Origin of the sequence: Kitasatospora sp. NPDC008115 (genome assembly GCF_042957205.1) — a bacterium.
In the GTDB taxonomy this organism is placed as follows: Bacteria; Actinomycetota; Actinomycetes; order Streptomycetales; family Streptomycetaceae; genus Kitasatospora.
The window spans coordinates 66663-87826 of record NZ_JBIBHU010000027.1 but is presented as its reverse complement, the minus strand read 5'-3'; the positions used below and the strand labels follow the sequence as shown (position 1 = coordinate 87826).

Here is a 21164-nt window from a genome sequence, read left to right as displayed (position 1 = left end):
CCGGAGGTCCATGTGTTCGCCCATCGCACCACCCCGCGCCTCGTGAGCGCGGCCGCCGCCGTGCTCACGGCCGCCGCCCTCGTCCTCGTCCCGGTCCCAGGCGCCCACGCCGACGGCGCCCCGCGCGCGATCCACAGCTACCTCGACTACACCAAGTGCCTGGAGGTCGCCGACTGGCGGACCGACGACGGCGCCCCCGTCCGGATCTGGACCTGCCACGGCGGCGCCAACCAGCAGTGGATCCGCACCGACAACGAAGAGTTCGTCAACGTGAACAGCGGCAAGTGCCTGGACGTCCCGAACTACAGCACCGAGCCGGGCACCCCGATCGTCCAGTGGACCTGCAACCGCGGCCTCAACCAGGCGTGGCAGATGATGCGCTACACCTGGCACACCGAGTGGTTCGGGGTGAACGTGAACAGCCGGCTCAACATGGACGTGTTCGAGGCCAACCCGGCCGACGGCACTCCGGTGATCCAGTGGCCGGGGTACTCCGGCTACAACCAGCGCTGGTCCTGAGCCTAACCGGGCGCCCGGTCCGCCCGGCACCCGTGTGCCGGGTGGGCCGGGGCCCCGGTTAGGCTCGGGCCGTGCCCGAACCCGTGACCTCCCCGCCTGCGCCCGCTCCCGTCGCGGACGGCCGGCCGGCGCGTTCGCCGTGGCCGCGGTTCGCCCTGCTGGTGGCGATCCTCGCCGCGGTGAGCGGCGCGCTGCTGCTGTGGAGCCCGACCGCGCTGCTCGACGGCGGGCTGTCCGACGGGACGCCCTGGTACTGGCGCGTTCCGCTGTTCACCGCGGTGTACGCGCTCGGCACGGTGGCCTTCTTCCCCCGGCCCGCCCTGAACGCGGCCGCCGGGCTGCTGCTGGGCGTTCAGCAGGGGCTCGCGCTGGCCGTGCTGGGCACCACGCTCGGGGCGGCGATCGCCTTCTGGCTGGCACGCCGGCTCGGCCGGGACGCGCTGCGGCGCCTCCTGCGCGGGCGGCTGCTGCTGGCCATGGACCGGCACTTCACCGAGCAGGGCTTCCGCAGCATCCTGCTGCTGCGCCTGCTGCCGGGCCTGCCGTTCCAGGCGGCCACCTACGGCGCGGCCGTCTCCGGGGTCCGGTTCCCGCCGTTCATCCTCGCCACCGCGCTCGGGGTGGTCCCGGTGACCGCGGTCTACGTCGCGGCGGCCGCGACCGCGCGCGAGCCCGGGTCGACGGGGTTCCTGATCTCGGCCGGTCTGATCGGGCTGATCGGCCTGCTGACCATGGTCCCGGTGGTGCGGGCGGCCCTCCGCCGACGGCGCGCGGTCCAGGCCTGAGCGCCGGGCGCCCGAACGGCGCGCCGGGCGCGGGACACGCCGACGCGCTCGGCCGGGCGGGGCAGTTGTCGGTGCCGTGTGAAATCGTTCCCGCATTGTTGACAGAAGGTCAATTGCACGGCGGCCGCGACCGATATCGTCTACGCGCGCAACCGTACGTCCCTCTCCTGCGTCGCTTCCAGTGCCCGGGTCCGCCCCGGCCACCGGCGCGGCGCGACCCGTACGGACGGCGCGAGCGGGCACGAGACCGGTGATCAGTGCGATACTCGGACAGTTCCGACGAGTGGATGACGTGTCAAAAGGGCACGCGCACCGGGGGACCTGTACGGAACAGAGGCAGGGAGGCGCGGCATGGGAGCACTTCGCGACGAGCACCACAACGGGTGGCTGATGCCCTCCGGGAGCTACCCGGCCGCGGTGTACGAGGACGAGTGGGTCGATCAGGAGACGGTACCGTCCTCCCCCGCCCCGGCGAAGATCGTCTCCCTGCGGCCGACCGGATTCGAGGCGGCCCGCACGGTCGGCGAGCACATCCGGGCGAGCACCCCGGTGGTCATGGACCTCACCGAGATGGAGGAGGCCGAGGCCAAGCGCATGGTCGACTTCGCCTCCGGTCTGATCTTCGGCACCCGCGGCGGCATCGAGCGGATCGCCCGCCGGGTGTTCCTACTCACTCCGGCGGACGTCGAGGTGATGGTGATCGACCGCCCGCTCGACGACACCGGCTTCTACAACCAGAGCTGACCGGCCACGACGGACCGGCACGAGAACCGGGGACGGCACCCGCCGTCCCCGGTTCTTTGTCGTCCGGACACCGTACGGCCGTGCCTCGAACGAGACGGCCGGATTAATTCTGAGACATCCACGTCTCATTCGACGTACACTCGTTCCATGGCCACAGATCGTGACTCCGTGCTGGAGGCCGCCGTCGGCGTGCTCTCCCGCCGCCCGACCGCGCACCTCGACGAGATCGCCCGCGCCGCGGGCATCAGCCGCGCCACCCTGCACCGGCTCTTCCCGGGCCGGGACGCGCTGATCCGCGAGGTCGGCATGCTCGCGCTGCAACGCCTGGCCGCCGCGCTGGACACCGCCGGGGTCGACGAGGGCGACGCGCACGCCGCGCTGCGCCGGCTGGTCGACGAGATCGTCCCGGACGCCATGCTCTGCGCCTACCTGACCGGCGAGAGCCAGCTCTACGACGACGAGGCGGTCAACGACCTCTGGGAGGCCCAGATCGCCCGGCTGAACGCGCTCTTCCTGCGCGGGCAGCAGCAGGGGGTCTTCCGGATCGAGCTCTCCGCGGCCTGGCTCAGCGAGGCGTTCTTCGACCTGCTCGCCGGGATCGGCTGGGCCGTCCAGGACGGCCGGCTGGCCCCGCGCGACGCCACCTTCTCACTCGCCGAGCTGTTCCTCGGCGGCGCCCTGCGCACCCCGCGACCGCACTGATCCCCCAATCCACCGCACCTCGGACCGGAAACCGGACACCGATACCCATGAGCAGCACCGTCCACCTCCAGCCCCGCCAGCGCTGGACCGGCCTCGCCGTCCTCGTCCTGGCCGTCACCCTGGTCGCCGTCGACGCGACCGTCCTGTCCCTGGCGATCCCCTCGATCAGCGAGACCCTGCGCCCCAGCGGCACCCAGCTGCTGTGGATCGGCGACGCCTACTCCTTCGTGCTGGCCGGTCTGCTGGTCTCGATGGGCTCGCTCAGCGACCGGATCGGCCGCAAGAAGCTGCTGCTCGCCGGTGCCACCGCGTTCGGCGCCGCCTCCCTGATGGCCGCGTACGCGCCCGGCGCCGGCTGGCTGATCCTGGCCCGGGTGCTGCTCGGCGTGGCCGGCGCGACCATCATGCCCTCCACCCTCTCGCTGATCCGCACGCTGTTCCCGGACGACCGTGAGCGGGCCACCGCGATCGGCATCTGGGGCGCCGCCGCGTCCGCCGGCGCCGCGCTCGGCCCGGTGGTCGGCGGGGTGCTGCTGGAGCACTTCTGGTGGGGCTCGGTGTTCCTGCTGAACATCCCGGTGCTGGTGCTGCTGCTGGTCTTCGGTGCCTGGCTGCTGCCGGAGTCCAAGGACCCGAAGCCCGGCCGCTGGGACGTGCTGAGCGTGCTGCTGTCGCTGGCCGGGGTGATCGGCGTGGTCTACGCGATCAAGGAGGCCGCGGCGCACGGCGTCGCCCGCTGGGACGTGCCGGTCGCGGGCGTGCTGGGCGCGCTGGCGCTGGTCGTCTTCGTCCGCCGCCAGCTGCGGCTGGAGACGCCGCTGCTGGACGTCCGGCTCTTCGGCGACCGGCGTTTCACGGCGGCCGTGCTGGCCTCGCTGATCGCGCTGATCGGGCTCTCCGGCATCGTCTTCGTGACCTCGCAGTACCTCCAGCTGGTCCGTGGCTACCCGCCGCTGAAGGCCGGGCTGGCCGAGCTGCCGGCCTTCGCCGGCGCGATCGCCGGCGGTCTGCTGACCGCCCGGCTGGTGCGCCGCACCGGTGCCCGGGCGGCGCTCACCTTCGGGCTGCTGGCGATGGGCGCCGGGATCGGCCTGCTGGGCTGGATCCAGCAGGACACCACCTATCTGCTGCTGGCCGCCGCCTTCCTGCTGGTCGGCACGGCCGAGGGCGTGGTCTACACGCTCGGCGCGGACCTGGTGCTGGGCGCCGCTCCGGCCGACAAGGCCGGCGCCGCCTCGGCGGTCTCCGAGACGGCGTACGAGCTGGGCACCGCGCTCGGCATCGCCCTGGTCGGCTCGGTGGTCGGCGCGCTCTACGTGGACCGGCTGGCCGTCCCGGCCGGGACCGACCCGGCGGCCGCCCAGCAGGCCGGCGAGTCGCTCGGCGGCGCGGTGGAAGTCGCGCACGGGCTGCCGGACACGCTGGCCGGGCCACTGCTGGCGAGCGCCAAGGAGGCGTTCGTGCACGGCGTGAACGTGGCCGGGATGCTGGCGGGCGCGCTGCTGCTGGGTGCGGCGGTGCTGGCCTGGCGGCTGCTGCGGGGAGGCGACGCCGGGGCTGAGCAGCCGGGGCAGCCGGAGCAGTCCGAGCAGTCGGGACAGTCGGGACAGGAGCGCACGCCCGAGAAGGCCAACGCCTGACCCGACGGAAGACACGACGGTTCCCCGCCACCCCTCGCCGGGGGGCGGGGAACCGTCGTGTACAGCGGTCCCGCGCGGTCAGACGGTGCCGAAGGGAAGCTCCAGCTCCGCCCAGACCACCTTGCCGTCCCTGGTCAGCCGGCTGCCCCAGCGCTGGGCGAGTTCGTTGACCAGGAACATCCCCCGGCCGCCCTCGTCCTGCTCGGCGAAGGGGCGCAGCTGGGGCGTCTGGCCGCCGGCGTCGGAGACCTCGACGGTGAGCACCCGGTCGCGGAAGAGCCGCAGCCGGCGCGGGGCGTCGGCGTGCAGCAGGGCGTTCGTGACCAGCTCGCTGACCAGCAGCTCGGCGTAGTCGGAGAGCGCGCTCAGGCCCCAGCCGTCGAGGGTGGCGCGGGTGAAGCGGCGGGCCTTGCCGGGCAGCCGGCCGCCGCCGGTGAGCGGCAGGGTGGCGACCCGGTCGGCGGGCAGCGGCAGCACCCGGGCCATGATCATCGCGATGTCGTCGTCGCTGCCGCCGCTGACCAGCGCGCCGAGGACGGCGTCGCAGCTCTCCTCCAGGGTCCGGCCGGGGCCCGACAGGGTACGGGCGAGCAGGTCGATGCCCTCGTCGAGGTCCTGGCCGCGCCGTTCGACCAGGCCGTCGGTGTAGAGGGCGACCATGCCGCCCTCCGGCAGGGCGAACTCCACCGACTCGAAGGCCACCCCGCCGACACCGAGCGGGACGCCGGGCGGCATCTCGACCCGGCGGGGCGTGCCGTCCGGGGCGACCCAGACGGGGGGCAGGTGTCCGGCCGAGGCGACCTGGAGGGTGTGCTCCAGCGGGTCGTAGACGGCGCAGATACAGGTGGCGAACTGGCCCTCGCCGATCCCGGAGGCGGTCTCGTCGAGCCGGGTGAGCACCTGCTCGGGCGGCATGTCGAGGGTGGCCAGGGTGCGGGCGACGGTGCGCAGCTGGCCCATGGTGGCGGCGGCCCTGATGCCGTGGCCCATGACGTCGCCGACGACCAGCGCGACCCGGCCGCAGGAGAGCGGCACGACGTCGAACCAGTCGCCGCCGACCTCGCTGGTGACGCTGGAGGGCAGGTAGCGGTAGGCGATCTCCAGGCCGAGGGTGCGGTGGATCTCCTGGGGCAGCAGGCTGCGCTGGAGGGTGAGCGCGGTCTCCCGCTCGCGCCGGTAGAGCCGGGCGTTGTCGATGGCGAGGGCGGTGCGGGCGACGAGTTCCTCGGCGAGCGCGACATCGGCGGCGGTGAACGGCTCGGGGTTGCGCATCCGGATGAACTCGGCGCCGCCGAGGACCATGCCCCGGGCGGTGACCGGCAGCATCAGATAGGAGTGGATGCCGGCCGCGAGGCCGGGGGCGACCCGGTCGGGGGTGGCGACCAGTCCGCGCAGCACCTCGGCGTCGACATGGGAGCGCAGCAGCGGGCGTCCGCTGCGCAGGCACTCGTTGTAGCTGCGTTCCGGGGAGTACTCGGAGACCTCGCCGACGACGTCGACGGCGTGCGCGAGCCCGGTCTCGTAGGCCTCGCCGACGGCGAGGGCGCGCAGCTGGACGGGCCGGTCCGCCGGGACGGGGGTGGGTTCGGCGCCGCGCAGCACGGTTTCCAGCAGGTCGACGGTGGCGAAGTCGGCGAACCGCGGGACGACGGCCTCGATCAGCTCCTCGGCGGTGCGCTGGAGGTCGAGGGTGGTGCCGATCCGGGCGGTGGCCTCGGCGATGGTGGCGAGGCGTTCCTGGGCGCGGGCCGCACGGGCCTCGGCCTGGAAGCGCTCGGTGACGTCGATGATCGAGGAGCAGACGCCGAAGACCCGGCCGGTGGAGTCCTCCAGCCGGAAGTAGGAGGCGGACCAGGCCCGGTCCCGGCGCGGGTCGCCGGGGACGCGTCCGTGCGAGCGGGCGTCGACCACGGGCCGGCCGGTGGCCAGCACCTGCTTCATGAGCTGTTCTATCTCGGTGCTGTTGATGCCGGGCAGGATGCTGCTGATCCGCCGGCCGAGGTGCTCGGCGACGGGCAGGCCGTTCATCCGGGCCAGTGACTCGTTGAGCCGGACGTACCGCAGTTCGGTGTCGTAGACGGCCATGCCGATCGGGGACTGGCCGAAGATGCCGTCGAGGACGGCGAGGTCCGCCTCGACGCGGTGCAGGGCGGCGGTGTCGGAGGCGGTGGCGAGCAGCAGCAGGGTGCCGCCGGGGCCGGCGATCGGGTAGGTGCGGAACTCCAGGTCGACGGTGTGGCCGTCGCGGTGGCGGACCGGGACGACGCCGGACCAGCCCTTGCCGCCGAGGATGCGGTCGAAGAGTTCGAGGATCTCGGGGCGGTCGCTGTCGTCGGTGAGCAGCCGGGCGGCGTGGTTGCCGACGGCCTCCTCCGCGGTCCAGCCGAGCAGGGCCTCGGCGTCCTCACTCCAGTGCAGGATCAGCCCGTCGTCCTGGAGCAGGGCGGTGGCGAGCGGGACGAGGCGATGGCCGTCCAGGCGTGCGGGGCTGGCGCCGGCTCCGGGGCCGGTGGCGTTGGTGGCGTCCCACTCGTCTCTCCGCATGATCAGGCTGTACCCCGGTTCGGCTCGTGCCCGGCCGGGCGGTCCTCGTGGTTCCCTGCGGCCGGGGTTCTTCTCCAGACTGCACGGACATCGGCCGCCCGGCGACCCCTTGGTGAGGGGCACCGGTCGTCCAGGTGTACGGGCGTCATGGGCCTACCGGCCGCAGCGTACTCTCCAGAAGGCCCGCCCACTGCCGGATCACCCGGGATCGTCGGGCGCTGTCGTCGGTGAGCAGGTTGGCGAGGCCCAGTCCGCGGGCCATGTCGAGGGTGGCCTGCACGGTTTCGCGCACGCCGGGGCGGGTCTCGTCGGCGCCGAGGAACTCGACGGCGGCGCGGTGCGCCTCGCGGCCGACCCGGCCCTCCAGCCCGGTGATCCGCTCGCGCAGCTGCTCCTCGGTGGCGGCGGCGACCCACAGGTGGAGGGCGGCGCGGAACAGCGGGCCGGTGTAGAGCCGGACGATCATGCCGACCACGGCCTCGGTGCGGGCGGGGCCGGCCTGCGGCAGCGTGCCGGCGTCCGCCCGGACGGCGGCCAGCCGCTCGGCGGTGACGTGCTCGACGGCCGCGGTGAAGAGGTCCTCGCGGGTCGGAAAGTGGTGCTGGGCGGCGCCCCGGGAGACGCCGGCCCGTTCGGCGACGACGGCGACGGTGGAGCCGTTCCAGCCCAGCTCCGCGAGACAGTCGACGGCCGCCGCCAGCAGCCGGGCCCGGGTGGCGCGGCTGCGGTCCTGCTGGGGGGTGCGGGCGGCCGGGTGGGTGCTCATCTGCGGCGGCGGTCCTGTCCGTGGGGGCTGGCGGCTGGTCGATCCTCGCAGACGGCGGTGGGTGCGGTGCGGCGGCCGGTGGCTGCGGTGCGGCCGGTGGGGGACGGCCGCACCGTGGACGGCTCGCGGCCGGTTCAGCGGGCGGCGGCGGCCTCGCGCTCGCGCAGCTCGCGGCGGAGGATCTTGCCGGCCGGGGACTTCGGCACGGCGTCCAGGAACTCCACCGCGCGCACCTTCTTGTACGGCGCGACCTGGCCGGCCACGAAGGCGGCGACCTCCTGTTCGGTGAGCGCGCTGCCGGGGGCCCGGACCACGAAGGCCTTGGGGCACTCGGTGCCCTCGGCGTCGCACACCCCGATCACGGCGGCGTCGGCGATCTGCGGGTGGCTGAGCAGCAGGGCCTCCAGTTCGGCGGGGGCGACCTGGTAGCCCTTGTACTTGATCAGCTCCTTGACCCGGTCGACGATGTGCAGGTAGCCGCGCTCGTCGACGAAGCCGATGTCGCCGGTGTGCAGCCAGCCCTCGGCGTCGACGGTGGCGGCGGTGTCGGAGGGGCGCCCGAAGTAGCCCTTCATCACCTGCGGGCCGCGGATCAGCAGCTCGCCGCACTCGCCGGTGCCGAGGTCGGCGCCGGTGCCGTCGAGCGCGGTGACCCGCAGCTCGGTGGAGGGCACCATCCGGCCGACCGATCCCGGGGAGGGGTCCGGGTCCCTCGGGTCCATCACGTGGCAGACCGGGGAGAGCTCGGTCATGCCGTAGCCCTGGAGGATGTGCGTCAGGCCGAGGCGGCGGGCGCAGGCCTCGGCGAGTTCGCCGTCCAGCGGGGCGGCGGCGCACAGCAGGTACTCCACCGAGGAGAGGTCGTACTGCTCGACGACCGGGTGCTTGGCGAGGGCGAGGACGATCGGCGGGGCGGCGAGCACGGACTGCACGCGCTGGTCCTGGACGGTGCGGCAGAACTGTTCGAGGTCGAAGCGGGGCAGTACGACGACGGTGGCGCCGCAGCGCAGCGGCTGGTGGAGCAGGGCGGCGAGGCCGTAGATGTGGAAGAACGGCAGCACGGCGAGCAGCCGCTCGCCGGGCTCGGGGCGGAAGACTGCGTCGGTCTGGGCGAGGTTGGTGGCGATCGAGCGGTGGGTGAGCATCACGCCCTTGGGCAGGCCGGTGGTGCCGCTGGAGTAGGGCAGGACGGCGACGGCCTCGGCCGGGTCGAGGGTGATCTCGGGCTCGGGGCCGGTGGAGGCGAGCAGGTCGGCGAGCGAGAGGTGGCCCTCGGCGCCGTCCAGGACGATCGTGCCGGTCAGCGGGCGGCCCTCGGCGGCGAGCTTCCCGGCGGCGGCGCGGGCGGTGGGCAGGAAGGGTGAGACGGTGATCAGCCAGCGGGCGCCGCTGTCGGAGAGCTGGTTGGCGAGGTCGGCGGGCGTGGTGAGCGAGGAGACGGGGGTGACGGTGGCACCGGCCCGGGTGGCGCCGAAGAAGGCCATCGGGTAGCGGATGCTGTTGGGGCTGAGCAGGGCCACCACGTCGCCCTGGCGGACCCCCGCTTCGGCGAGTCCGGCGGCCACCCGCCTCACGGCGTGGGCGAGTTGCGCGTAGCTGACGGTCTCGCCGGTGATCCCGTCGATGAGGGCGGGCCGGTCGCCGTGGCGCTCGGCCTCGCCGAGCACGGCGTCGTGCAGGGCGAGGTCGACGATGCCGACGTCCGGGAACTCGCTGTGGAACACCAAGGCGTGCCTCCTGTGCGGTAGTTGGCGCGGGGCGGTACGGCCGGCTGGAGGTCGTGGGCGACCGGCCGCGCGGCGTGCGGGACAGGAGCATACGGACAGTGGGCGCCCGGTGCGCCCCAGTGACGGACGTTTGGCGGAGCGCGCGGGGCGCAGGGGTGGCGCGGAACGGCGAATGTCGAGGTCGGGAAGGGTCGGCGGGGTACCCGGTCGGGGGACCCGGTCAGATATCAGAACGATGATGCGACGATCCGTTCGAAGCCTCGGCGGTGCCGGTCGCGGAGGACCCGCCCGCCCGTCCGCCGGCCGGCCCGTCAGTAGGACTTCGGCAGGCCGAGGGTGTGCTGGGCCACGTAGTTGAGGACCATCTCCCGGCTGACCGGGGCGACCCGGCCGACCCGGGTGGCGGTGAGCAGCGCGGCGAGCCCGTACTCCTGGGTGAGGCCGTTGCCGCCCAGGGTCTGCACCGCCTGGTCGACGGTCCTGGCGGCGGCCTCGCCGGCCGCGTACTTGGCCATGTTGGCGGCCTCGCCGGCCGCCGCGTCCTCGCCCGCGTCGTACAGCAGCGCGGCCTTCTGGGTCATCAGCCGGGCGAGTTCGACCTCCACCGCGCACCGGGCGAGCGGGTGCGCGATGCCCTGGTGGGCGCCGATCGGCGCGGACCAGACGGTGCGGGTGCGCGCGTACTCGACGGCCTTGCCGAGCGCCTGGCGGGCGAGGCCGAGGGAGAACGCGGCGGTCATGATCCGCTCGGGGTTGAGGCCGGCGAACAACTGGAGCAGTCCGGCGTCCTCGTCGCCGACCAGTGCCGAGGCGGGCAGCCGGACGTCGTCCAGGAAGACCTGGAACTGCCGTTCGGGGGCGACGAGTTCCATCGGGATCGGGCGGTAGTCGAAGCCGGGCGTGTCGCGCGGTACGACGAACAGCGCGGGCTTCAGCCGCCCGGTGCGGGCGTCCTCGGTGCGGGCGACGAACAGCACGGCGTCGCAGTGGTCGATGCCGGAGACGAACACCTTGCGGCCGGTCAGCAGCCAGTCCCCGCCGTCGCGGCGGGCGACGGTGGAGATCCGGTGGGAGTTGGATCCGGCGTCCGGTTCGGTGATGCCGAAGGCCATCCGGCGGCTGCCGTCGGCGAGGCCGGGCAGCCAGTGGCGCTTCTGCTCCCCGGTGCCGTAGCGGGCGATCACGGTGCCGCAGATCGCCGGGGAGACGATCAGCAGCAGCAACGGGCAGCCGGCGGTGCCGAGTTCCTCCAGCACGATGGCGAGGTCGGCGATCCCGCCGCCGCCCCCGCCGTACTCGGCGGGCAGGTTGACGCCGAGGTAGCCGGCCTTGCCGGCCTCGGCCCAGAGCTCGTCGGCGGGCCGGTGCTCCCGGGCGCGGGCGAGGTAGTAGGCGGAGCCGTAGCGGGCGCCGAGGCCGGCGACGGCAGAACGCAGGGCGCGGCGTTCGGGGGTTTCGAGGAGCTGGCTGCCGATGGCGGACATGCGCGGTCCTTCCTCAGACCTCGGGGGACTTCACGACGGCGAGCACGGCCCCGGTCTCCACCTGCTCGCCCGGCGCGGCGCGGAGTTCGACGAGGATCCCGTCGGCCGGGGCGGTGATGCGGTGTTCCATCTTCATCGCCTCCAGCACCAGCAGCGGCCGGCCGGCGCTGACGGTGTCGCCGACGGCGGCGGTGACCCGTACGACGGTGCCGGGCATCGGGGCGAGCAGCGCGCCGGGGTCGGTGCGCACCCGGGCCTCGGGGAAGCGCGGCAGGGCGGTGAGCGCGGTGGCGCCGAGCGGGGAGTCGACGTGCACCCGGTCCCCGTAGCGGGCGACGCGGTAGGCGCGGCGCAGTCCGTCCTCGCGCAGCACGACCAGGCCGGGCGCGGCCTCGACCAGGCCGACGTCCGGGTGGTCCTCGGCCCGCAGGCCGGTGCGGGTGAGCCGGTAGCGGACCTCCAGTTCGGCGCCGTCGTCCGTGCGGTAGCGCTTGAGCTGCGGCTGGGAGGGCAGGTTGCGCCAGCCGGAGGGCAGCGCGGTGCGGCGGGCGGCGGCGTCGGCGAGGGCGGCGGCCAGGGCGGCGCGCGCCGTCCGCCGGGCGTCGGGCGGGGCGGTCAGGGCGTCGGCGTGTTCGGCCAGGAAGCCGGTGTGCAGCCGTCCGGCCAGGAACGCCGGGTGGCGCAGCGTGCGGACCAGCAACTCCCGGTCGGTGGCGGGTCCGTGGATCCGGGCACGGGCGAGCGCGTCCGCCAGCCGGCGGGCGGCGGCCTCCCGGGTCGGCGCCCAGGCGATCACCTTGGCGAGCATCGCGTCGTAGTGCGGGGTGATCTCGGTGCCGTCCCCGACCCCGGAGTCCAGGCGCACTCCCCGGCCGGTGAACTCCTGGTGGCCTACGGTGAGTTCGAGGCGGTGCAGGGTGCCGGTGGCGGGCCGCCAGTCGTGCGCCGGGTCCTCGGCGTAGAGCCTGGCCTCGATCGCGTGGCCGGTCGGCGGCGGGGCGGCGGGGCCGGGCAGGGGCCGTCCCTCGGCGACGGCGAGCTGGAGGGCGACCAGGTCGAGGCCGGTGACCGCCTCGGTGACCGGGTGCTCGACCTGGAGGCGGGTGTTCATCTCCAGGAACCAGCACCGGCCGTCCGCCGTGAGCAGGAACTCGGCCGTCCCGGCGCCGGTGTAGCCGATCGCCTCGGCGGCGGTCACCGCGGCCTCGTGCAGGGCGGCGCGCACCGCCGGGTCGAGCCCGGGCGCGGGGGCCTCCTCGACGACCTTCTGGTGGCGGCGCTGGAGCGAGCAGTCCCGGTCGCCGACCGCCCAGACGGTGCCGTGCGTATCGGCGAGCAGTTGCACCTCGACGTGCCGGCCGGCGGGCAGGTAGCGCTCGCAGAACACCTCGTCGGAGCCGAAGGCCTTGGCGGCCTCGGCGCGGGCGGCGGCGAGCGCGGCCGGCAGCCCGGCCAGGGCGCGCACCACCCGCATGCCGCGTCCGCCGCCGCCGGCCGCCGCTTTGACCAGCAGGGGCAGGTCGGCCTCGGTGGGCGCGTCGAGCGCGTCGAGGACGGGTACCCCGGCGGCGGCGAGCAGGCGTTTGGCGGCGGTCTTGGAGCCCATCGCCTCGATCGCCTCCGGCGGCGGGCCGACCCAGCGCAGCCCGGCCGCCCGGACGGCGCGGGCGAAGCCGGCGTCCTCGGAGAGGAAGCCGTAGCCCGGGTGGACGGCGTCGGCGCCGGCGGCCAGCGCGGCCTCGACGATCAGCGCGCCGCGCAGATAGGTGTCGGCGGGTGCGGCGCCGGGCAGCCGGACGGCGGCGTCGGCCTCGCGGACGTGCGGGGCGTCGGCGTCCGGGTCGGCGTACACGGCGGTGGTGGCGATGCCCAGCTCGCGGCAGGTGCGGAAGATCCGGCGGGCGATCTCGCCCCGGTTGGCGACCAGCAGGTTGGTGATCACGTGGTTCCTCCCGACATCCCTGACAGCCCTACATCCGGAAGACGCCGTAGCCGCGGGCGCCCTCGACCGGCGCGTTGTGGACCGCGGAGAGGCAGAGACCGAGCACGGTGCGGGTGTCGCGCGGGTCGATCACCCCGTCGTCGTAGAGCCGTCCGGAGAGGAAGGCGGGCAGCGACTCGGCCTCGATCCGCTGCTCGACCGCGGCCCGCACGGCGGCGTCCGCCTCCTCGTCGTACGGGCGCCCCTTGGCGGCGGCGGACTGCCGGGCGACGATCGACAGCACCCCGGCGAGCTGCTGCGGGCCCATCACGGCCGATTTGGCGCTCGGCCAGGAGAACAGGAAGCGCGGCTCGAAGGCCCGCCCGCACATGCCGTAGTGGCCGGCGCCGTAGGAGGCGCCCATCAGCACGGACAGGTGCGGGACGGTGGAGTTGGCGACGGCGTTGATCATCATCGCGCCGTGCTTGACGATGCCGCCCTGCTCGTAGTCGCGGCCGACCATGTAGCCGGTGGTGTTGTGCAGGAACAGCAGCGGGACGGCCCGCTGGTTGGCGAGCTGGATGAACTGGGCCGCCTTCTGCGACTCCTGGCTGAACAGCACGCCCTGCGCGTTGGCCAGGACGCCGATCGGGTAGCCGTGCAGCCGGGCCCAGCCGGTGGCGAGGCTGGGGCCGTAGCGCGGCTTGAACTCGTCGAAGTCGGAGCCGTCGACGATCCGGGCGATCACCTCGCGCGGGTCGAAGGGCACCTTGAGGTCGCCGGGGACGACGCCGAGCAGTTCCTCCTCGGCGTACTTCGGCGGTTCGGCGGCCGGGTCCGGGTCCGGCCCGGGCCTGCGGTGGTCGAGACGGGCGACGATCCGGCGGGCCAGCCGCAGCGCGTCCGGCTCGTCGAGCGCGAAGTGGTCGGCCAGGCCGGAGGTCCGGGCGTGCATCCCGGCGCCGCCGAGCGACTCGTCGTCGGCCTCCTCGCCGGTGGCCATCCGCACCAGCGGCGGCCCGCCGAGGAACACCTTGGAGCGCTCCTTGATCATCACGGTGTGGTCGGACATGCCGGGCACGTAGGCGCCGCCGGCGGTGGAGTTGCCGAACACGACGGCGACGGTCGGGATTCCGGCGGCGGACAGCCGGGTGAGGTCGCGGAAGAGCGCGCCGCCGGGGATGAAGATCTCCTTCTGGCCGGTCAGGTCGGCGCCGCCGGACTCGACCAGGTTGACCAGCGGCAGGCGGTTGGCGAGGGCGATCCCGTTGGCGCGCAGGGCCTTGCGCAGGGTCCACGGGTTGGACGCCCCGCCGCGCACCGTCGGGTCGTTGGCGGTGATCACGCACGGAACGCCCTCGACGGTGCCGATGCCGGTGACCAGCGCGGCGCCGACCGGGTACTCGCTGCCCCAGGCGGCGAGCGGGGAGAGCTCCAGGAACGGCGAGTCCTCGTCGATCAGCAGCTCGATCCGCTCCCGGGCGAGCAGTTTGCCGCGCCCGCGGTGGCGTTCGACGTAGGCGGGGCCGCCGCCGGCCAGCGCCTTGGCGTGCTCGGCGTCCAGGTCGGCGAGCCTGGCGAGCATCGCCTCCCGGTTGGCGGCGTACTCGGCGCCGCCCGGGTCCAGCCGGGTCGGCAGGACGGTCACAGCAGGGCCTCCGGGACGTCGAGGTGGCGCGAGCGCAGCCACTCCCCCAGCGCCTTCGCCTGCGGGTCGAAGCGGTGCCGGGCGGCGGCGCCCTCGCCCAGCAGGCCGGTGATGGTGAAGTTGAGCGCGCGGAGGTTCGGCAGGACGTGCCGGGTGATGGGCAGCTCCGCGACCTCGGGGAGGAGTTCGCGCAGCAGATCGGTGGTGAGGATGTGGGTGAGCCAGCGCCGGCCGGGCTCGTCGCGGGCCCAGACACCGAGGTTGGCGTCGCCGCCCTTGTCGCCGCTGCGCGCGCCGGCCACCAGGCCGAGCGGGACGCGGCGGGTGGGGGCGGCCGGCCCGGAGGCCGCGCCCCGCTCGGCCGTCTCCTCGATCGGGGACGGGTCCGTGGAGGTGACGGGCGCGGGCGGCACGGCCACGCGCCGGCCGTCCGGCAGCACGGCGGTGTGCTCGACGGTGGCCGCGTCGAGGTACACGGCCTCGAACACCCCGTACGGCGCGCCCGGTCCCGGCGGCGCGGTGAGGTGCAGGCCCGGGTACCCGGCGAGCCCCGACTCCACGGCGGCCCGCCCGAGCTCACGGCCCACCCGGTCGGGGTCGCGGTCCCGGGCGGTGAGCCGCAGCAGGGCCGAGGCGGCCTCCTCGGTGGCGGCGTCGGCGTGGTCGGTGCGGACGAGGGTCCAGCACAGCTCGGCCGGGCGGCGGCCCGGCGCCAGCGCGTCCTCGAACTGCCGCCGGGCGAGCGCCGCCTTCGCCTCGATGTCGAGGCCGGTGAGCACGAACACCACCTCGTTGCGGTGGCCGCCGAGCCGGTTCAGCCCGGCCTTCAGGGTGGCCGGCGGCGCCTCGCCGCGCACCCCGTCGATCCGCACCCGGTCCGACCCCTCCTCGGTGAGCCGGACGGTGTCCAGCCGGGCCGTCACGTCCGGGCCGAGGTAGCGCGGTCCGCCGGTCTCGTAGAGCAGTTGGGCGGTGACGGTGCCGACGGTGACCGCACCGCCGGTGCCGGGGTGCTTGGTGATGACGCTGGAGCCGTCCGCGCGCAGCTCGGCGAGCGGGAAGCCCGGCCGGGTGAGGTCGTGCTCGCGGAAGAACGCGTAGTTCCCGCCGGTGGCCTGCGCCCCGCACTCCAGCACATGGCCCGCCACCACGGCGCCCGCGAGCGCGTCCAACTCCCCCGGGCCCCACCCGAACCGGGCGATGGCCGGGCCCACGACCAGCGCCGCGTCGGTGACCCGCCCGGTCACCACGACGTCCGCTCCGGCCTTCAGGCACTCGGCGACACCGAACGCCCCCAGATAGGCATTGGCGGCCAACAGCCCTTCCGGTAGCCCGAGTTCGGCGCGGCGCGGCAGCAGGTCGTCGCCCTCGACGTGTCCGACCGCCACGTCCAGCCCCCGGCTCTCGGCCAGCTCCCGCACCGCGTCCGCGAGCCGGCCCGGGTTGAGCCCGCCCGCGTTGACCACGATCCGCACCCCGCGCTCCAGCGCCAGGCCGAGGCACTCCTCCAACTGGTGCAGGAACGTCCTGGCGTACCCGAGCGAGGGGTCCTTCAGCCGGTCCCGCGCCAGGACGAGCATGGTCAGCTCGGCCAGGTAGTCGCCGGTGAGCACGTCCAGCGGACCGCCGGTGAGCATCTCCCGCATCGCCGAGAACCGGTCCCCGTAGAACCCCGACGCGTTCCCGACCCGCAGCACCGGCCCGCCGCCCGCCGCCGTCTCCGACCTCACGTGCACGCCTACCCCCAGAGGTGGCCCAACGTTCGCCGACGGTAAGCAGACTGACACTCTGCGAGAAAGAAAGCAATCACGCGTGCTTGTTTCGCGCGAAGACCCCGCCCCGGGCGAGCCAGGTCAGGGCCGGGGTGCCCAGCTCGTCGAACCACTCCGGGGGCCGCGCGTCGGTGAAGGCCGCGGCCATCGCCCCGAACCAGGCCGCGAACGAGGGGAAGTCGGGTACGGCGTCGTCCTGTTCGTCCCAGGTTCCGTCCGCGAGGCGGCGGGCCCGCGGCTCGTCCTGGTGGTGGTAGTAGACCGGGTACTCGCCGTCCGCGCCGGGCCGTGAGACGTCGAAGCACCACACCGCCTCGTAGCCCGCTTCGGCGAACCCGACCAGGTGGTCGGTCGACAGGTACCGCCCCGGCTCGCGGCACACCCCTTCGGGCAGGTGCACCAGTTCGGCGTTCAGCCCGGGGAGTTCGGTCTCGTCGACGAGGACGAACCCGCCCTCGCGGTCGCCCGCCTCCCGGCGGCAGCTCAACCGGTTGTGCTCCGCCAGCAGCGCCCGGTAGCCCGGCGGAACCGACCAGGAGACGGTGCCGGCGTGCGGCGCCGGGAGCGTCTCGCGCGCCCGCACCGCCTCGCGCGAGGCAGGCGCCGACCCGTCGAGTTCGAGCAGTCCCGCCGAGGCGGCCCGGCGCAGTCGCAGGAGGGCGTCGCGGGGTGTGGCCATGGTCCGGCTCCTATGTCCTCGGGTGTTCTCCGGCGCGGTCAGCCTAGGACCCGGTCCCGGCCCGCCTCCCCGAGCGGGTTCGCGTCACCCGCCTGGCCGGCGACTGACCGATCGGGGGATGAGTCGGCGGTCGCCGCCGTCTCGGCAAGACACCACCTCTCGGGCCTGATCGGTGCCGGAACCGGCCTGCCATGCGGATCGGAAACGCGTCACCACCTTGGCCAGTACTCTACTGGTCAGGGACTCGGCGACTGATCATCATCACTTGTGGCAGAAACCACCGCCCACGTCACGAAAGAGGACCGAGATGCGCCCGAACCCCAGGAAGCCCCGTCTCGCCGCCGGGATCGTCGCCTTCGCCGCCGCGGCGGCGCTGGGCGGCATCGCCGCGCCCAGTGCCCAGGCCGCGGGCAACTGCACCCATTACGGGCAGGCCGGATACGCGCAGGTGTTCACCGACAACAACTACTCCGGCGACTGCTGGGAGTTCCAGCTCGGGACCTGGACCGTCTTCCCCGTCCTGGTGAACCACAAGGTCTCCTCGCTCCGGAGCTGGTCCGCCTTCTCCGGGCAGGGCGTGCACCTGTCGGGCGACGGCCTGACCTTCGACGCGGGCGCGGGCGAGTGGTGGCCGAGCCTGCCCGGCTGGTTCAACGACCGGGCCAACGCCGGCTACTGACGGCCCGGGGCACGGCGGCCGGCGGCGCCCCGGAGCGCCGTCAGCCGCCGTGCCAGGACCTCCAGAGCGCCGCGTATCCGCCGCCGGCCGCCAGCAGTTCGTCATGGCTGCCGAGTTCGGTCACCCGGCCGCCGTCCATGACCGCGACGCGGTCCGCGTCGTGGGCGGTGTGCAGGCGGTGGGCGATGGCGATCACGGTGCGCCCCTTGAGCACGGCCGCCAGGGAGCGCTCGGCGTGCCGGGCGGCGGTCGGGTCGAGCAGGGAGGTCGCCTCGTCCAGGACGAGCGTGTGCGGGTCGGCCAGGACCACCCGGGCCAGGGCGAGTTGCTGGGCCTGCTGGGCGTCCAGGCCGTGCCCGCCCGCACCGAGTCCGGTGTCCAGCCCGTCGGGCAGCTCGTCCACCCAGTCCACGTCGACGGCCGCGAGCGCCGCGCGCAGTTCCCGGTCGGTGGCGCCGGGGGCGGCCAGCCGCAGGTTGTCCCGGACGGTGCCGAGGAAGACGTGGTGCTCCTGGGAGACCAGGAGGACGTGGCGGCGCAGCCGGGCCGGCTCCAGTTCGGTGACGGGAACCCCGCCCACCGTCACCCGGCCGGTGCGCGGCGCCTCCGCCCCCGCCAGCAGCCGTCCCAGGGTGGACTTCCCGGCGCCCGAGGGGCCGACCACGGCCAGCCGTTCGCCGGGGCGGACCGTCAGGTCGACGCCGTGCAGCACGTCCCGCTCCCCCTGGTAGGCGTACCGGACGCCGACCACGTCGATCCGGTCGTCGACGGGCTGCCGGTCGGCGCTGACGGCCGGTTCCCCGATCCGGCCGATGCCCTCGATCCTGGCGAAGGAGGCGTTGCCGCGCTGGAGTTGGTCGAGCCAGAACAGGACCTTGTCCAGCGGCTCGGCGAGCTTCCAGAAGTAGAGGGCGCAGGCGACGACCGCCCCGACGCTCACCGCGCCGGTGCCGTGCAGGGCGCCGCCGGCCAGCAGGACGGCGGCGACCGGGGCGACGTACGAGAACTCGACCACCGGGAAGAGCACGCTGCGCAGGAAGAGCGTGTGGGTGCGGGTGACCCGGCAGCGCTCGATCGCCGCCGCGGCGGCGGCGATCCGGCGATCCTCCAGGCCCAGCGCCTCGACCGTGCGGGCCCCGGCGGCGGTGGAGCCGAGCACTTCGGCGAGCTCGGAGTTGGCGGCGCCCTCGGCGAGGTAGCCGGCGTGGGCGCGGCGCAGGTACCAGCGGGCGGCGAACCAGATGCCGGACAGGCAGAGCACCCCGCACAGGCCGAGCAACGGGTCGACCGCGAGCATCGCGGCCAGGATGAAGACGACCTGGACGAGTGCGACGGAGACCTCGGGCCCGGCGTCGCGCAGGGTGGTGCCGACGGTGGCGACGTCGGCGGTGCCGCGGGTCATCAGGTCGCCGGTGCCGGCGCGCTCGACCACGGAGGCGGGCAGGGCGAGCGCCCGCTCGACGAAGCCCTCGCGGATCCGGGCCAGGGTCCGTTCGCCGAAGCGGTACCCGGTGTACCGGGCGAGGCGGTCGAGCAGCAGTTGCGCCAGCGCGAAGCCGAGGATGCCGAGGGCCAGGCGGTCGACGTGGCCGGCGCCGGCCCCGGCCCTGACGTCGTCGACGATCCTGCCGAGCAGCCAGGGGCCGCCGAGACCGGCCGCCGCGGCCAGTCCGTTGAGGAGCAGCATCACCGCGACCGCGCGGCCGTCCTGGCGGACCAGGCGCACGGCGGCGCGGCGGGCCTCGGCGGCCCCGGCGACCGGGAGCCGTCCCTGGGGCCGCTGCGGCCGAGCGGTCATCGGACGGCCTCCTCGGCGGACCCGGTGGCGGCGGCTTCGTCCGCGCCGCGGGCGACCAGGGCGCGGTAGCCGGCCTCGGTGGCGAGCAGTTCGCGGTGCGGGCCGGCGGCCACCAGGCGGCCGTCGGCGAGGTAGCAGACGGTGTCGGCCCGCTCCAGCAGGACGGGCGAGGTCGAGGTGACGGCGGTGGTGCGCCCGGCCCGCGCCCGGCACAGCCCGGCCGCCATGGCCGCCTCGGTGTGGGCGTCCACGGCGGAGGTGGGCTCGACCAGCAGCAGCACCTCGGGGTCGTCCAGCAGGGCGCGGACCAGCCGCAGCCGCTGGCGCTGCCCGCCGGAGAGGTTGGCGCCCCGGGCCTCGACGGGTGTGTCGAGGCCGTCGGGCAGCGCCCGCACGATGTCCTCGGCGGCGGCGTCCCGGACGGCCCGGGCGACGGCCGTGTCGGTGTGCTCGGACCGGCCCCCGACCACCGCGCGCAGCGGGCCGGAGAAGAGGTCGGCGTCGTTGTCCGCCACCACGATCCGGCGGCGGACCTCGGCGAGGGCGACGTCCGCGAGCGGGACGCCGCCCCAGGTGGCGGCGGATTCGCGGTACCGGCCGAGCCGGTCGGCCACGGCCGCGGACTCGGCGGGGCGGGCGCCGACGATCGCGGTCAGCCGCCCGGGGGCGAGCTCCACGCCGGAGTCGGGGTCGTACAGGGCCGACGGTGCGCCGGGGGCCGGGCGGAGCGTCGCGGCGTCCTCGACGGCCGGCCTCAGGCCGAGCAGGCGGACCACCCGCCCGGCGGCCACCAGGCCCCGGGTGAGGTCGTGGCCGCCCTCGATGAAGAACGAGACCGGCACCACCAGGACGGCGACGTAGCCGTAGACGGCGACCAGGGTGCCGACCGTGATGGTGCCCTCGGCGGCCATCCGGGCGGCCAGCCAGGTCACCAGGGCGAGGAAGAGGGCGGGCAGGCCGACCGCGAGCGCCTGGATCCAGCTGGTCACGGCGCCGACCCGGTAGCCCTCGGCCCGCAGGTCGCGCGAACCGGCCAGGTAGCGGGCGGCCAACAGGTCCTTGCCGCCGATGCCGTTGAGGACGCGCATGCCGCCGACGATGTCCCCGATCCGGGCCGTCAGCACGCCCTGCCGCTCGCGGTACTCCGCCTCCGCGCCCTGCAGCCGCCCGAGCAGCGGCCCGACCACCACCGCGAGCAGGGGCACCCCGAGCAGGACGACGACGGCGAGCAGGACGTCCACCGACAGCAGCAGCACGGCCGCCACCAGGTACGCGATGACGGCGCCGACGCCCGGGCCGGTGATCGTCAGCGTCTGGCTGATCTGCTGGACGTCGCCGGTGCCGATGCCGACCACCTCGCCGACCGAGACCTTCCGGGGCAGCTCCGCCCCCAGCCGGGTGGTGTGCGCGACCACGACCTTGACGGTCCGGAAGGTGGCGTCCATCCGGACCCGCGTCATGGTGCGGTGGCGCATGATGCCCAGCCAGGCGTTGAGCAGCGCGACGCCGACCAGCGCGGCCACCCAGCCGGCCAGGACGCCGGTCCGCCCGGGCTGGAGCCCGTCGTCGATCGCCCGCGCCATCAGGTACGGCGGCAGCATCAGGCAGACCGTCCAGCACGTGCCGAGCACCGCGCCGCCGATGACCCGCCGGCGCTGACTTGTGGTCAGCCACCAGAGGTAGCGCGCCGGACTTCGGTGATCCGGAGTACCCGGATCCGCAGAGGAGTCCATCATGGGCGTCACGCTAGGCCGCA

The 21164-nt window shown here is 74.7% G+C and carries 16 protein-coding genes; 6 read left to right on the top strand and 10 right to left on the bottom strand.

What is annotated here, in order from left to right:
• The first annotated feature begins 12 nt into the window (after window positions 1–12).
• From ACFZBX_RS29125 to ACFZBX_RS29105, 5 genes are all read left to right on the top strand, one after another.
• Window positions 13–519: an RICIN domain-containing protein gene (locus tag ACFZBX_RS29125; RefSeq protein ID WP_391536786.1), complete on the top strand. Its 507-nt coding sequence runs from the start codon at window positions 13–15 to the stop codon at window positions 517–519.
• Between the two features lie 71 nt (window positions 520–590).
• Complete coding sequence (locus tag ACFZBX_RS29120) at window positions 591–1304, top strand: VTT domain-containing protein (RefSeq protein ID WP_391536785.1); 714 nt, start codon at window positions 591–593, stop codon at window positions 1302–1304.
• 351 nt (window positions 1305–1655) lie between these two features.
• Window positions 1656–2048, top strand: coding sequence for a cell division protein SepF (locus ACFZBX_RS29115; protein ID WP_391536784.1), 393 nt, complete (start codon window positions 1656–1658; stop codon window positions 2046–2048).
• A 147-nt stretch (window positions 2049–2195) separates the two neighbouring features.
• Window positions 2196–2750 carry a TetR/AcrR family transcriptional regulator gene (locus ACFZBX_RS29110; RefSeq protein WP_391536783.1) on the top strand — a complete coding sequence of 185 codons (555 nt, stop codon included), beginning with the start codon at window positions 2196–2198 and terminating at the stop codon, window positions 2748–2750.
• A 47-nt stretch (window positions 2751–2797) separates the two neighbouring features.
• Window positions 2798–4390 (top strand): MFS transporter, encoded by a 1593-nt coding sequence (locus tag ACFZBX_RS29105; RefSeq protein WP_391536782.1) that lies wholly within the window; start codon window positions 2798–2800, stop codon window positions 4388–4390.
• A 78-nt stretch (window positions 4391–4468) separates the two neighbouring features.
• Here the strand turns inward: ACFZBX_RS29105 and ACFZBX_RS29100 are convergent, their stop codons facing one another.
• The 8 genes from ACFZBX_RS29100 to ACFZBX_RS29065 all read right to left on the bottom strand — a co-directional run bounded on the left by ACFZBX_RS29100 (window position 4469) and on the right by ACFZBX_RS29065 (window position 16931).
• Window positions 4469–6934 carry a SpoIIE family protein phosphatase gene (locus ACFZBX_RS29100; protein WP_391536781.1) on the bottom strand — a complete coding sequence of 822 codons (2466 nt, stop codon included), beginning with the start codon at window positions 6932–6934 and terminating at the stop codon, window positions 4469–4471.
• A 145-nt stretch (window positions 6935–7079) separates the two neighbouring features.
• Window positions 7080–7700, bottom strand: coding sequence for a TetR/AcrR family transcriptional regulator (locus tag ACFZBX_RS29095; protein WP_391536780.1), 621 nt, complete (start codon window positions 7698–7700; stop codon window positions 7080–7082).
• 134 nt (window positions 7701–7834) lie between these two features.
• Window positions 7835–9427 (bottom strand): 4-coumarate--CoA ligase family protein, encoded by a 1593-nt coding sequence (locus ACFZBX_RS29090; RefSeq protein ID WP_391536779.1) that lies wholly within the window; start codon window positions 9425–9427, stop codon window positions 7835–7837.
• A 311-nt stretch (window positions 9428–9738) separates the two neighbouring features.
• A complete protein-coding gene (locus ACFZBX_RS29085; protein ID WP_391536778.1) occupies window positions 9739–10911 on the bottom strand; it encodes an acyl-CoA dehydrogenase family protein in 1173 nt (390 codons plus the stop codon).
• Window positions 10912–10924: 13 nt separating this feature from the next.
• Window positions 10925–12853 carry an acetyl/propionyl/methylcrotonyl-CoA carboxylase subunit alpha gene (locus ACFZBX_RS29080; protein ID WP_391536777.1) on the bottom strand — a complete coding sequence of 643 codons (1929 nt, stop codon included), beginning with the start codon at window positions 12851–12853 and terminating at the stop codon, window positions 10925–10927.
• A 28-nt stretch (window positions 12854–12881) separates the two neighbouring features.
• Window positions 12882–14480 (bottom strand): acyl-CoA carboxylase subunit beta, encoded by a 1599-nt coding sequence (locus tag ACFZBX_RS29075; RefSeq protein ID WP_391536776.1) that lies wholly within the window; start codon window positions 14478–14480, stop codon window positions 12882–12884.
• Window positions 14477–16126 (bottom strand): acyclic terpene utilization AtuA family protein, encoded by a 1650-nt coding sequence (locus tag ACFZBX_RS29070; RefSeq protein ID WP_391536818.1) that lies wholly within the window; start codon window positions 16124–16126, stop codon window positions 14477–14479. Before ACFZBX_RS29070 ends, ACFZBX_RS29075 begins: the two co-directional genes overlap by 4 nt.
• Before the next feature lie 160 nt (window positions 16127–16286).
• Window positions 16287–16931, bottom strand: a complete 645-nt coding sequence (locus tag ACFZBX_RS29065; RefSeq protein WP_391536775.1) for an SMI1/KNR4 family protein — start codon at window positions 16929–16931, stop codon at window positions 16287–16289.
• A gap of 307 nt (window positions 16932–17238) precedes the next feature.
• Between ACFZBX_RS29065 and ACFZBX_RS29060 the strand changes: the two genes are divergently transcribed.
• On the top strand, window positions 17239–17610 hold the full coding sequence (locus ACFZBX_RS29060) for a hypothetical protein (RefSeq protein ID WP_391536774.1): 372 nt from the start codon (window positions 17239–17241) through the stop codon (window positions 17608–17610).
• Window positions 17611–17650: 40 nt separating this feature from the next.
• Here ACFZBX_RS29060 and ACFZBX_RS29055 read toward each other — a convergent pair whose 3' ends face one another.
• Both ACFZBX_RS29055 and ACFZBX_RS29050 read right to left on the bottom strand, forming a co-directional pair.
• Window positions 17651–19408 carry an ABC transporter ATP-binding protein gene (locus ACFZBX_RS29055; protein ID WP_391536773.1) on the bottom strand — a complete coding sequence of 586 codons (1758 nt, stop codon included), beginning with the start codon at window positions 19406–19408 and terminating at the stop codon, window positions 17651–17653.
• Window positions 19405–21144 carry an ABC transporter transmembrane domain-containing protein gene (locus ACFZBX_RS29050; RefSeq protein ID WP_391536772.1) on the bottom strand — a complete coding sequence of 580 codons (1740 nt, stop codon included), beginning with the start codon at window positions 21142–21144 and terminating at the stop codon, window positions 19405–19407. The genes ACFZBX_RS29055 and ACFZBX_RS29050 overlap by 4 nt, the downstream gene beginning before the upstream one ends.
• Window positions 21145–21164 lie beyond the last annotated feature (20 nt).